The organism is Kitasatospora sp. Ki12, from assembly GCF_054601375.1.
Genome location: NZ_BAAIHT010000002.1, coordinates 2,494,473 through 2,506,219 on the forward strand (window position 1 = coordinate 2,494,473; position 11,747 = coordinate 2,506,219).

An 11,747-nucleotide genomic window follows, 5' to 3' on the forward strand; every position below is an offset into this window, starting at 1 on the left:
CCGATCCCGGGGCCGTCGGCAGCCGTCCCGCGCGGCGCGCTCGCCCGGCCCCGGGCCGAAATCGCCCGGCCCGGATGCGGACAGCACCGGGCCTGGTCGCCTATGTTGGCGTTGTATAGGGTGCCCGGACCCGCCCAGCCGTCACCCTCGGCAGCAGGGCAGGGCGGACGGGGACGGCGGACTCATCGGTCCGCCGCACATCAACTGTGGACGACGGTCGCGCGCCGCCCCGGCGTGGGCGCGACGTCATGTGGAGGACGCGCTATGAGCAGCGACCCGTGGGGCCGTGTGGACGAGCAGGGCACGGTCTACGTCAGGACGGCCGACGGCGAACGCGTCGTGGGTTCCTGGCAGGCCGGCTCGCCCGAGGAGGCCCTCGCCTACTTCGAGCGCAAGTACCAGGGCATCGAGGTGGAGATCGGCCTGCTGGAGAAGCGGGTGCGCACCACCGACCTGGCCGCCAAGGACGCCCAGACCGCGCTGGAGCACCTGCGCGCGCAGGTGGTCGAGGGGCACGCGGTCGGTGACCTGGAGGCCCTGGCCAAGCGGCTGGACACGCTCGCCGGCGAGATCGAGAGCCGGCGCGAGGAGCGCAAGGCCGCCCGCGCCAAGGCGCAGGACGAGGCCCGCGCGGCCAAGGAGGCCCTGGTCACCGAGGCCGAGCAGCTCGCCGAGTCCACCCAGTGGCGGGAGGCCGGGGACCGGCTGCGCGCCCTGGTGGACACCTGGAAGGGCCTGCCCCGCCTGGACCGCAAGAGCGACGACGAGCTGTGGCACCGCTTCTCGCACGCCCGCTCGGTCTTCTCCAAGCACCGCAAGGCGCACTTCGCCACCCTGGACGCCGAGCGCGACAAGGCCCGGCAGACCAAGGAGGCGCTGGTCGCCGAGGCCGAGACGCTGTCCTCGTCCACGGACTGGGGCACCACCGCGGCCGCCTACCGCGACCTGATGGCGCGGTGGAAGGGCGCCGGCCGCGCCCAGCGGGACATCGAGGACGAGCTGTGGGCGCGGTTCCGCGGCGCGCAGGACGTCTTCTTCCAGGCCCGCTCCGCGGTGTTCAGCGAGCGCGACGCCGAGCAGGTGGAGAACCAGAAGCTCAAGGAGGCGCTGGCCGCCGAGGCCGAGGCGATCCTGCCGATCACCGACCTGAAGGTCGCCAAGGCCGCGCTGCGCGAGGTCAACGAGCGCTGGGAGGCGATCGGGCACGTGCCGCGCGAGGTCCGTCCGAAGCTGGACGGCCGGCTGAACACGGTCGAGCGGGCCATCCGCGAGGCCGAGGAGAGCGAGTGGAAGCGCTCCAACCCCGAGGCCAAGGCCCGCGCGGCCGGCATGGTCGGGCTCTTCCAGGCCAAGGCCGACAAGATCCAGGCCGACCTGGACAAGGCCCGCGCGGCCGGCAACGCCTCCCGGACGGCCAAGCTCGAGTCCGAGCTGGCCGGCGTGCAGACCCTGCTGGAGCAGGCGCACAAGAGCCAGGAGGAGTTCAGCGGCTGATCCCGCCGAACCGTCCGTACGGCGAAGGCCCCCGGGGAGCTCCCCGGGGGCCTTCGCCGTACGGACGCGCCGTCAGACCGTCGTCACTTCCGCGCGGAGGTGACGCGGTAGACGTCGTACACGCCCTCGACGCCGCGCACCGCCTTGAGCACGTGGCCGAGGTGCTTCGGGTCGCCCATCTCGAAGGTGAACCGGCTCATCGCCACCCGGTCGCGGGAGGTCTGCACCGCCGCCGACAGGATGTTGACGTGCTGGTCGGAGAGCACCCGGGTGACGTCGGAGAGCAGCCGGGAGCGGTCCAGCGCCTCGACCTGGATGGCCACCAGGAAGACCGAGGACTGGGTGGCCGCCCACTCGACGTCGATCATGCGTTCCGGCTGCTGGCTCAGCGCCTCCACGTTGACGCAGTCGGCGCGGTGCACCGAGACGCCGTTGCCGCGGGTCACGAAGCCGACGATCGGGTCGCCCGGCACCGGGGTGCAGCAGCGGGAGAGCTTGACCCAGACGTCCTCGACGCCCTTGACGATCACGCCCGGGTCGCCCTTGGCCCGGCGGCGCACCGCACGGCGGTTGTCGTGCGTCGGGGTGGCGGTCTCCGCCAGGTCCTCGGTCGCGCCCTCCTCGCCGCCGAGCGCCTGGACCAGCTTCTGCACGATGTTCTGCGCGGCGACGTGGCCCTCGCCGATCGCGGCGTAGAGCGAGGAGATGTCGGGGTAGCGCATCTCGTGGGCCAGGGTGACCAGCGAGTCGCCGGTCAGGATCCGCTGGATCGGCAGGCCCTGCTTGCGCATCGCCCGGACGATCGCCTCCTTGCCGTGCTCGATCGCCTCCTCGCGGCGCTCCTTGGAGAACCAGGCGCGGATCTTGTTGCGGGCGCGCGGCGACTTGACGAAGCCCAGCCAGTCCCGGGACGGACCGGCGTTCTCCGCCTTGGAGGTGAACACCTCGACGGCGTCGCCGTTCTCCAGGGTCGACTCCAGCGGCACCAGCCGCCCGTTCACCCGGGCGCCTATCGTCCGGTAGCCGACCTCGGTGTGCACCGCGAAGGCGAAGTCGACCGGGGTCGCGCCGGCCGGCAGGGCTATCACGTCACCCTTGGGGGTGAAGACGAAGACCTCGTTGCTGGCCAGGTCGAAGCGGAGCGACTCCAGGAACTCGCCCGGGTCGGCGGTCTCCTTCTGCCAGTCCAGCAGCTGCCGCAGCCAGGCCATCTCGTTGACGGCGCCGGCCTTGTCGTCCTTGCGGGTCTGGGTCGGGGTGTCGGTGCGGACCTTGGACGCCCCGGCCACCGCGCGCTGCTTGTACTTCCAGTGCGCGGCGATGCCGTACTCGGCCCGCCGGTGCATGTCGAAGGTGCGGATCTGGAGCTCGACGGGCTTGCCGCCGGGGCCGATCACCGTCGTGTGCAGCGACTGGTACATGTTGAACTTGGGCATCGCGATGTAGTCCTTGAACCGCCCCGGCACCGGGTTCCACCGCGCGTGGATGGTGCCCAGCGCCGCGTAGCAGTCGCGGACGGTGTCGACCAGGACCCGGATGCCCACCAGGTCGTAGATCTCGGCGAAGTCCCGGCCCCGGACGATCATCTTCTGGTAGACCGAGTAGTAGTGCTTCGGCCGGCCGGTGACGGAGGCGGTGATCCGGGCGCCGCGCAGGTCCGTCTGGACCTGGTCGATGACGGTCGCCAGGTACTCGTCCCGCTTGGGGGCGCGCTCGGCGACCAGCCGGACGATCTCGTCGTACATCTTGGGGTAGAGGATCGCGAAGGCGAGGTCCTCCAGCTCCCACTTGATGGTGTTCATGCCCAGCCGGTGCGCCAGCGGGGCGTAGATCTCCAGCGTCTCGCGGGCCTTCTTCTCCTGCTTCTCCCGCTTGAGGTAGCGCATCGTGCGCATGTTGTGCAGGCGGTCGGCCAGCTTGATCACCAGGACCCGCGGGTCCTTGGCCATCGCGACGACCATCTTGCGGACGGTCTCGGCCTGCGCGGCCTCGCCGAACTTGACCCGGTCCAGCTTGGTGACGCCGTCCACCAGCAGGGCCACCGAGTCGCCGAAGTCCTTGCGCAGGGTCTCCAGGCCGTAGTCGGTGTCCTCGACGGTGTCGTGCAGCAGCCCGGCCATCAGCGTCGGGGCGTCCATGCCGAGCTCGGCGAGGATCGTCGCGACGGCCAGCGGGTGGGTGATGTACGGGTCGCCGCTCTTGCGCTTCTGCCCCCGGTGCCACTTCTCGGCGACCGCGTACGCCTTCTCGATGTCGCGCAGCAGCGCCGGGTCGGCCTTGGGGTCGTTCGCCCGGATCGAGCGGAACAGCGGCTCCAGGACGGGGTTGAGCACGCTGGAGCGCTGGCCGCCGAGGCGGGCCAGGCGGGCGCGCATGCCACCGGTGGAGCCCCGGCCGGACGGGGCGAGCGAACGCGAGGAGGTCGGCGCCGGACGTGCCGGGGTGGCCCCCGAGGGCGCGGGACGGTCTTCGGGGGCGGCCGCTGCGGCCGTGGGCACAACCTCGTCGGGCAAGGACAACTCCTCGGGGCACCGGGCCGGCCCCTGCCGCGGTCCGAACGGGAGGACCCGACCGGGAGGGGATGAATCTTCATGGTACCGAGCCCGGCGCCCCGGCGTTCATCCGGCCGGGCCGCAAACGGAAGGGCGGCGGTCGGATGCTCCGACCGCCGCCCTCCACTCAGGTGCCTCAGACCGTGACCAGCGTCTCCAGCGGAGCGCCGGCCAGGTGCCCGGCCAGCCGCTCACGGCCGTCCAGGAAGCCCAGCTCCATCAGCACCACGACGCCCGCCAGCTCGGCGCCGGCCTCCTTGACCAGGTCCAGCGAGGCCCCGATCGTCCCGCCGGTGGCCAGCACGTCGTCCACCACCAGCACCCGCTCACCGGGCGCGAAGGCGTCGCACTGCACCTCCAGCGTCGCCGAGCCGTACTCCAGCTCGTACGAGCGGCGGAACACCTCGCCGGGCAGCTTGCCCTGCTTGCGGATCGGCACGAAGCCGAGCCCGGCCGCGAAGGCCGCCGGAGCCGCCAGCACGAAGCCGCGCGCCTCCAGGCCCACCACCTTGGTCGCCCCGAGCTCCTTCGCCCGGTCCGCCAGCGCCCGGGTCAGGGCGCCGAAAGCCTCGGCGTCGGCGAGCAGCGGCGCGATGTCCTTGAACAGCACGCCCGGCTTCGGGTAGTCCGGAACGTCCCGGATCCGGCTGTTCAGCAGCTCGGCCAGGGCGATGTCGGCGGTGGTCACGGTGAGTCCTCGGGGTCGTGGTACGGGTCAGCGCTTGGTGGACGGACGGCCCTTGGCACGGGTGCCGGCCGCACGGCCACGCTGACCGACCATACCCGCGGGCTGGCCCTCGTCCGCGAGCTCGTCACCGGCGACCGCGTCCTCGACCTTGTCGGCGGCGGCGGCCCGGTGCTGCAGGACCCGCTTGCGCAGCGCCTTCATCTCCGGCTGCTCCTCCTTGAGCTGCGCCAGCAGCGGGGTGGCGACGCAGATCGAGGAGTAGGCACCGGCCGCGAGGCCGATGAAGAGCGCGAGCGAGATGTCGTTCAGGGTGCCGGCGCCCAGGATGCCGCCACCGATGAACAGCAGCGCGGCGACCGGCAGCAGCGCCACCACGGTGGTGTTGAGCGAGCGCACCAGGGTCTGGTTGAGGCCCGCGTTGGCCGCCTCGCTGTAGGTGAGCTTGTTCTGCTTGGTGAGCCCCTTGGTGTTCTCCTTCACGGTGTCGAAGACGACGACCGTGTCGTAGAGCGAGTACCCGAGGATCGTCAGGAAGCCGATCACCGTACCGGGGGTGACCTCGAAGCCCACCAGGGCGTAGACCCCGATGGTGATCAGGAGGTCGTGGATGAGGGCGACCAGGGCGGCCACCGCCATCCGCCACTCGAAGGCGATCGCCAGGTAGACCGTCACCAGGATCATGAAGATGATCAGACCCGTGAGGGCCTTGCTGGAGATCTGCTTGCCCCAGCTGGGGCCGATCACCTGGGCCTCGACGGTGTCCAGCGGAACGCCGATCTTCTCGGCGAGCTGCGAGCGCACCTCGTCCGAGCTCTTCGGCTCCTCGGTGCTGACCTGGATGCGGATCTTGCCGTTGTCGGTGGACTGCACCAGCGGGTGCGAGGAGACGACCTGGTCGGCCTTCTCCTGCGCCTGCGAGACGGTCAGGCCGGGCTTGGCCACGGTGTAGACCGAGCCGCCCTTGAACTCGATGCCCAGGTGCAGGCCCATGGCCAGGCCGATCGCCGCGACCAGCACGATCACGCCGGAGATGGAGTACCAGAGCTTGCGGCGGCCGACGAAGTCGAAGCTGACCTCGCCCTGGTAGAGCCGGTGTCCCAGGTTGGAGAAGCGCGACACGGTGTCAGGCCTCCTTCACGGCGGCAGAGGAGGGGTTACGACGACGGCTGCTGCGCAGCGGCGGGCGGGCGCCCAGCCGCTTCGGGTCCAGGCCGGACCACGGGTGGCCGTTGAGGAAGAACTTCCGGCGGGCCAGCAGCGTGATCAGCGGCTTGGTGAAGAGGAAGATCACCACGACGTCGAGCGCCGTGGTCAGACCCAGGGTGAACGCGAAGCCCTGGACCTTGCCGACCGAGACCACGTAGAGCACGGCGGCACAGAGGAAGGACACGAAGTCCGAGACCAGGATGGTGCGCCGGGCGCGCGGCCAGGCCCGCTGGACCGCCGGGCGCAGCGGGGCGCCCTCGCGGACCTCGTCGCGGATGCGCTCGAAGTACACGATGAAGGAGTCCGCGGTGATGCCGATCGCGACGATCGCGCCGCAGACCGCGGGCAGGTTCAGCGCGAAGCCGATCCCGCCGCCGAGCAGGCTCATGATCGAGTAGGTCATGATCGCCGAGACGATCAGACCGGCGATCGAGACCAGGCCGAGGCCGCGGTAGTAGATCAGCGAGTAGGCGACGACCAGCACCATGCCGATCAGGCCGGCGACCAGGCCGGCCTTGAGCTGGTCGCTGCCGAGCGCCGGGGAGACGGTGGTGATGTCGCTCTTGGCGAACTCCAGCGGCAGGGCGCCGTAGCCCAGCACGTTGGACAGGTCCTGCGCCTCGGTCTGGGTGAAGCGACCGGTGATGACCGCGCTGCCGCCCGGGATCGAGCCGTTGACCTGCGGGTGCGAGACGACCTGGTTGTCCAGCACGATGGCGAACTGGTTGGTCGGCGGGGCCTGGGTGGCCAGCTGGCCGGTGACCTTGGCGAAGGCGTCGGTGCCGGTGCCGTTGAACTGCAGCTGGACCTGCCAGCCGGCGCCGGTCTGGGTGTCGAGGCTGGGCTGGGCCTTGGAGACGTCCTTGCCCTTCACGGCCACCGGGCCGAGCGCCAGCTTCTCGTAGTAGCCGTTCTCGGGCTTCTGGGAGCAGGCGATGACGGCCTTGTCCTCGGGACCGGTCTGGGCGGCGCGGACCTCGGGCTTGGAGCAGTCGACCGCGGCGAACGCGGCGGCCAGCTCCGGCGGGACGGTGCCCTGGGTCATCGCGGCGCTGAGGTCGGCGGCGGACGGCGGGGTCGCCGGGGCGCTCGGGGCGCCGGTGGCGGCCGGGGCGGCGCTGCCGGTGGCGGCGGCGGACGGGGCCGTGCTCGCGCCGGTGGCGGCGGGCGACGGGCTGGTGCCCTCGGCGGCCAGCGCCTCACCGACGGTGCGGCCCTGCTTGGTGGCGCTCGCGGACGCGGACGGCGAGCCGGGCGCGGAGGCGCCGGCGGTGGCCGACGGAGTGGCACCGGCCGGCGGGGTCGCCGACGGGGTGCCGGTGGCGCCCGCGGACGGGGTGCCGGTGGGAGCCGGGGCGGTGACGCCGCTGGGGGCCACGGCCAGGACCGGGCGGAAGAACAGCTGGGCGGTGGTACCGACCTGGTCCGCCGCGTTCTGCCGGTCGCCGCCCTTGGGGATGTTCACGATGATCGTGTTGTCGCCCTGGGTCTGGACCTCCGCCTCGGAGACACCCATGCCGTTGACGCGGCGCTCGATGATCCCGGTGGCGATGTCCATGTTGGACTTGTTGATCGCCTTGGGGTCGGTCGACTTCGCGGTCAGCGTGATGCTGGTGCCACCGGCGAGGTCGATCCCGAGCCGGGGCTTGGTGTTGCCCGTCCCGAACATGAGGGCGACCAGTCCGACGGTGACGACCAGGATGAGGGCCAGCGCCCGCCCTGGGTAGCCGTCGCGCGGGCGCGACTTGGGTGTTGCCACCTTGCTCGTTTCTCCCTGTCCATGCCACTTCCCCGACCGGACCCCCGTCCGGCTCGTGGCGGGACAGGGGTCCGGCGGTGCTGCGGCCCTGAGGTCCTGTGGGCTCGCGGCAACTGTTGCCGCGCGGCCGGGCGGGTTGCCCGTCCGTACTACTTGCTCGCGGGAGCCCCGCCCTCGACGTCGCCCTTCGCGGCGCTGTCCTTGGTGAGCGTCAGCGGCTTGTCCTCGACCGGCTCGGCGTCGGCGTCCTCGGCCTCCGGCTCGGGGAGCTCGTCGTCGGCGGGGCGACCGTTGATGATCGCGTCGTACTCCTGGGGGTCCAGGACGGCCGCGATCGCGCTCTTGGTGAAGTGGGTGACCACGCCGGGCGCGATCTCCAGCTCGACGGTCTCGTCATTGACCGCCTTCACCTGGGCATACAGACCGCCGATGGTGCGCACTCCCGCCCCGGGCTCCAGCGAGGTCTGCATGCTCTGCTGCTGCTGCTGGCGCTTCTTCTGCGACCGGAACATGAGCACGATCGCGATGATCGGGAGGAGAAGGATGATGAGGTTCACTGCAGCCAGGGTCCTTTACGGGCCGCCGGCCGGCGGCCTGTGTGGTATGGGTCGGCCCGTCAGGTGAGAGGGGCGGTCCGGCGGAGTCTATGCAACCCCGAACTGATCGGACAACGCCAAGCATCGCATCCTGCCGCCGAAAGTGGCGACCCTCCGCCTGCACAGTTTCCCCGGGCTCCTTTCCCGGCTCCCCCATGCCGTGCGCCGACCGCACCGGGCGGGAACGTACGGCCCCGTCTCACCCGTTCAGCCGATGGCGGTCAACCTTCGTCGGCCGGGAACAGCTCCGGCTGGGGCGGAACAGTGCCCCGGGCGGTCTGGACCGGCGGGGTCAGGCCGAGGTGCTGCCAGGCCGCGGCGGTGGCGATCCGGCCGCGCGGGGTCCGGGCGAGCAGTCCCTCGCGGACCAGGAAGGGCTCGGCCACCTCCTCGACCGTCTCGGACTCCTCGCCCACCGCGACGGCCAGTGTCGACAAACCGACCGGCCCGCCGCCGAACAGCCGCAGCAGCGCGTCCAGCACCGCGCGGTCCAGCCGGTCCAGGCCGCGGGCGTCCACCTCGTAGACGGCCAGCGCCTGGGCCGCGATCTCGGCGTCGACCAGGCCGTCGTGCCGGACCTGCGCGTAGTCGCGGACCCGCCGCAGCAGCCGGTTGGCGATCCGCGGGGTGCCGCGCGAACGCCCGGCGATCTCGGCGGCACCGGCCGGGTCTATCTCCACGTCCAGCAGCGCGGCCGAGCGGTGGACCACCCGCTGCAGCTCGGCCGGGGCGTAGAACTCCATGTGGCCGGTGAAGCCGAAGCGGTCGCGCAGCGGCGGCGGCAGCAGGCCGGCCCGGGTGGTGGCGCCGACGAGGGTGAAGGGCGGCAGCTCCAGCGGGATGGCGGTGGCGCCCGGCCCCTTGCCGACGATCACGTCGACCCGGAAGTCCTCCATCGCCATGTAGAGCATCTCCTCGGCGGGCCGGGACATCCGGTGGATCTCGTCGAGGAAGAGCACCTCCCCCTCGGTCAGCGAGGAGAGGATCGCCGCGAGGTCGCCCGCGTGCTGGATGGCCGGGCCGGAGGTGATCCGGATCGGGGCGCCCAGCTCGGCCGCGATGATCATGGACAGGGTGGTCTTGCCCAGCCCGGGCGGACCGCTCAGCAGCACGTGGTCCGGCGCGCTGCCGCGCTTGCGGGCGGCCTGGAGCACCAGGGACAGCTGCTCGCGCACCCGCTCCTGGCCGATGAACTCGTCCAGCAGCTTGGGGCGCAGCGCCGCCTCCACCGCCTGGTCCTCACCGTCGGCGGCGGCCGTCACCAGCCGGTCGGCGGGTTCCGAGTCGTACATCGTTGCGGGCTCCCGAGTCCTCAGAGTCGACAAACGGACAGATCGTCAGATGGCGTCAGCGGGCGCGGTTGAGACCGCGCAGCGCGAGCCGGAGCAGGGCGCCGACGTCCGGCGCCTGCTGGGCCTCCGCCTCCGGGGCGACGGCCGCGACCGCCTCGTCCGCCTCGCGCGGGGCGTAGCCCAGGCCGGTCAGCGCGGAGTGCAGCTGCTCGCTCCACGGCGCCGGGCCGCTCGCGATCGGCTTCTGCGCCGGCACCGCGCCGTGCGGGGCGCCCAGCTTGTCCTTGTACTCCAGCAGCAGCTTGGCGGCCTTCGCCTTGCCGATGCCGGGGACCGCGACCAGCGCCTTCTCGTCGCCGCCCGCGATCGCGGCCCGCAGCGCGTCCGGGCTGTGCACGCCGAGGATCGCCTGCGCCAGCTTGGGGCCGACGCCCGGCGCGGCCTGGAGGATCTCGAAGACGGCGCGCTCGTCGTCGTCCGCGAAACCGAAGAGCGTCAGCGAGTCCTCCCGGACCACCAGCGAGGTCGCCAGCCGGGCCGGCTCGCCCAGCCGCAGACCGGCCAGGGTGTTCGGGGTGCACTGCACGGCCATCCCGATCCCGCCGACCTCGACCACCGCCGTACCGGCGGCGATGGCCGCCACGGGCCCTTGCACGAAGGCGATCACCGGACTGTTCCTCTCACGGGGGTGGATCGGGGGGTGGAACGGGGAGCGGACCCGGACGTGGCGGACCCGGACGTGGCGCGGGCCGCCAGGACGGCGGCCTCCAGGCGGTTGGTCGCCCCGCCGCGCCAGATGTGGCAGATCGCGAGCGCCAGCGCGTCCGCGGCGTCCGCCGGCTTGGGCGGCGCGTCCAGCCGCAGCAGCCGCTGCACCATGGCCGTGACCTGCGCCTTGTCGGCCCGGCCGGAGCCGGTGACGGCCGCCTTGACCTCGCTGGGGGTGTGCAGGGTGACCGGGATGCCGCGCCGCGTCGCGCAGAGCATCGCCACCGCGCTGGCCTGGGCCGTCCCCATCACGGTGCGCACGTTGTGCTGGGCGAAAACCCGCTCGACGGCGACCAGGTCGGGCCGGTGCTCGTCCAGCCAGGCCTCGATGCCCTGCTCGACCTGGACCAGCCGCTGACCGATCTCGGCGTCGGCGGGCGTGCGCACCACCCCGACCCCGACCATCCGCAGGGGCCGGCCCGGCGCGCCCTCGACCACGCCGACCCCGCACCTGGTCAGCCCCGGGTCCACACCCAGTACCCGCACCACTTCGCCCCGCCTCCCGTGACCCGCCGGCTGTGGCGGGTGAACTTCCGCAGGCTACCGCCCGGGTCCGACAACCCGGCCGACGACACCGGCCCGGCGGTCCTGGGACCACCGGGCCGGGCAGTGAGAACGACCACTCGTGCCGTTACTCGGCGTCGAGCTGCGCACCGACCTCGTCGGAGATGTCGAAGTTGGCGAAGACGTTCTGCACGTCGTCGCTGTCCTCGAGGGCGTCGATCAGCTTGAGGATCTTGCGGGCGCCGTCGACGTCCAGCTCGACCTGCATGCTCGGGAGGAAGTTGGCCTCGGCCGAGTCGTAGTCGACACCGGCGTCCACCAGCGCGGTGCGCACGGCGACCATCTTGGAGGCCTCGGAGACGATCTCGAACGTGTCGCCGAGGTCGTTGATCTCCTCGGGCTCCTGGTCCAGGACGACCTCGAAGAGCTTGTCCTCGTCCACGCCGTCGGCCTTGGGGACGATGACGACGCCCTTGCGGGCGAACAGGTACGACACCGAGCCCGGGTCGGCCATCGAGCCGCCGTTGCGGGTCATCGCGACGCGCACGTCGGAGGCCGCGCGGTTGCGGTTGTCGGTGAGGCACTCGATCAGGACGGCGACGCCGTTCGGGCCGTAGCCCTCGTACATGATGGTCTGGTAGTCGGCGCCGCCGGCCTCCAGGCCGCCACCGCGCTTGACGGCGCGGTTGATGTTGTCGATCGGGACCGAGCTCTTCTTCGCCTTCTGGATGGCGTCGTACAGGGTCGGGTTGCCCGCCGGGTCGGGACCGCCGGTGCGCGCCGCCACCTCGATGTTCTTGATCATCTTGGCGAAGAGCTTGCCGCGCTTGGCGTCGATCACGGCCTTCTTGTGCTTGGTGGTAGCCCACTTAGAGTGGCCGGACATCG

General features: G+C 71.9%; 10 protein-coding genes. 1 reads left to right on the forward strand and 9 read right to left on the reverse strand.

The window, feature by feature from the left end:
- Positions 1–264 precede the first annotated feature (264 nt).
- Positions 265–1,494 carry a DUF349 domain-containing protein gene (locus ACYP53_RS28555; RefSeq protein ID WP_459649533.1) on the forward strand — a complete coding sequence of 410 codons (1,230 nt, stop codon included), beginning with the start codon at positions 265–267 and terminating at the stop codon, positions 1,492–1,494.
- 83 nt (positions 1,495–1,577) lie between these two features.
- Here the strand turns inward: ACYP53_RS28555 and ACYP53_RS28560 are convergent, their stop codons facing one another.
- From ACYP53_RS28560 to ACYP53_RS28600, 9 genes are all read right to left on the reverse strand, one after another.
- Entirely contained in the window at positions 1,578–4,013 is a 2,436-nt protein-coding gene (locus ACYP53_RS28560) for a RelA/SpoT family protein (RefSeq protein WP_189916627.1), read from the reverse strand.
- 169 nt (positions 4,014–4,182) lie between these two features.
- The gene (locus ACYP53_RS28565; RefSeq protein ID WP_097238690.1) at positions 4,183–4,734 is read right to left on the reverse strand and encodes an adenine phosphoribosyltransferase; all 552 of its coding nucleotides are present in this window, start codon (positions 4,732–4,734) and stop codon (positions 4,183–4,185) included.
- A gap of 27 nt (positions 4,735–4,761) precedes the next feature.
- Positions 4,762–5,853 (reverse strand): protein translocase subunit SecF, encoded by a 1,092-nt coding sequence (gene secF, locus ACYP53_RS28570; protein ID WP_459649534.1) that lies wholly within the window; start codon positions 5,851–5,853, stop codon positions 4,762–4,764.
- A gap of 4 nt (positions 5,854–5,857) precedes the next feature.
- Positions 5,858–7,699, reverse strand: a complete 1,842-nt coding sequence (secD, locus tag ACYP53_RS28575; protein ID WP_459649535.1) for a protein translocase subunit SecD — start codon at positions 7,697–7,699, stop codon at positions 5,858–5,860.
- 149 nt (positions 7,700–7,848) lie between these two features.
- Positions 7,849–8,256, reverse strand: a complete 408-nt coding sequence (gene yajC, locus ACYP53_RS28580; protein ID WP_189916623.1) for a preprotein translocase subunit YajC — start codon at positions 8,254–8,256, stop codon at positions 7,849–7,851.
- Positions 8,257–8,516: 260 nt separating this feature from the next.
- Positions 8,517–9,587 carry a Holliday junction branch migration DNA helicase RuvB gene (gene ruvB, locus ACYP53_RS28585; protein ID WP_189916621.1) on the reverse strand — a complete coding sequence of 357 codons (1,071 nt, stop codon included), beginning with the start codon at positions 9,585–9,587 and terminating at the stop codon, positions 8,517–8,519.
- A gap of 55 nt (positions 9,588–9,642) precedes the next feature.
- The gene (ruvA, locus tag ACYP53_RS28590) at positions 9,643–10,254 is read right to left on the reverse strand and encodes a Holliday junction branch migration protein RuvA (protein WP_459649536.1); all 612 of its coding nucleotides are present in this window, start codon (positions 10,252–10,254) and stop codon (positions 9,643–9,645) included.
- The gene (gene ruvC / locus ACYP53_RS28595; RefSeq protein ID WP_459649844.1) at positions 10,251–10,841 is read right to left on the reverse strand and encodes a crossover junction endodeoxyribonuclease RuvC; all 591 of its coding nucleotides are present in this window, start codon (positions 10,839–10,841) and stop codon (positions 10,251–10,253) included. The genes ruvA and ruvC overlap by 4 nt, the downstream gene beginning before the upstream one ends.
- A 145-nt stretch (positions 10,842–10,986) precedes the next feature.
- Positions 10,987–11,745, reverse strand: coding sequence for a YebC/PmpR family DNA-binding transcriptional regulator (locus ACYP53_RS28600; RefSeq protein ID WP_189916616.1), 759 nt, complete (start codon positions 11,743–11,745; stop codon positions 10,987–10,989).
- Positions 11,746–11,747 lie beyond the last annotated feature (2 nt).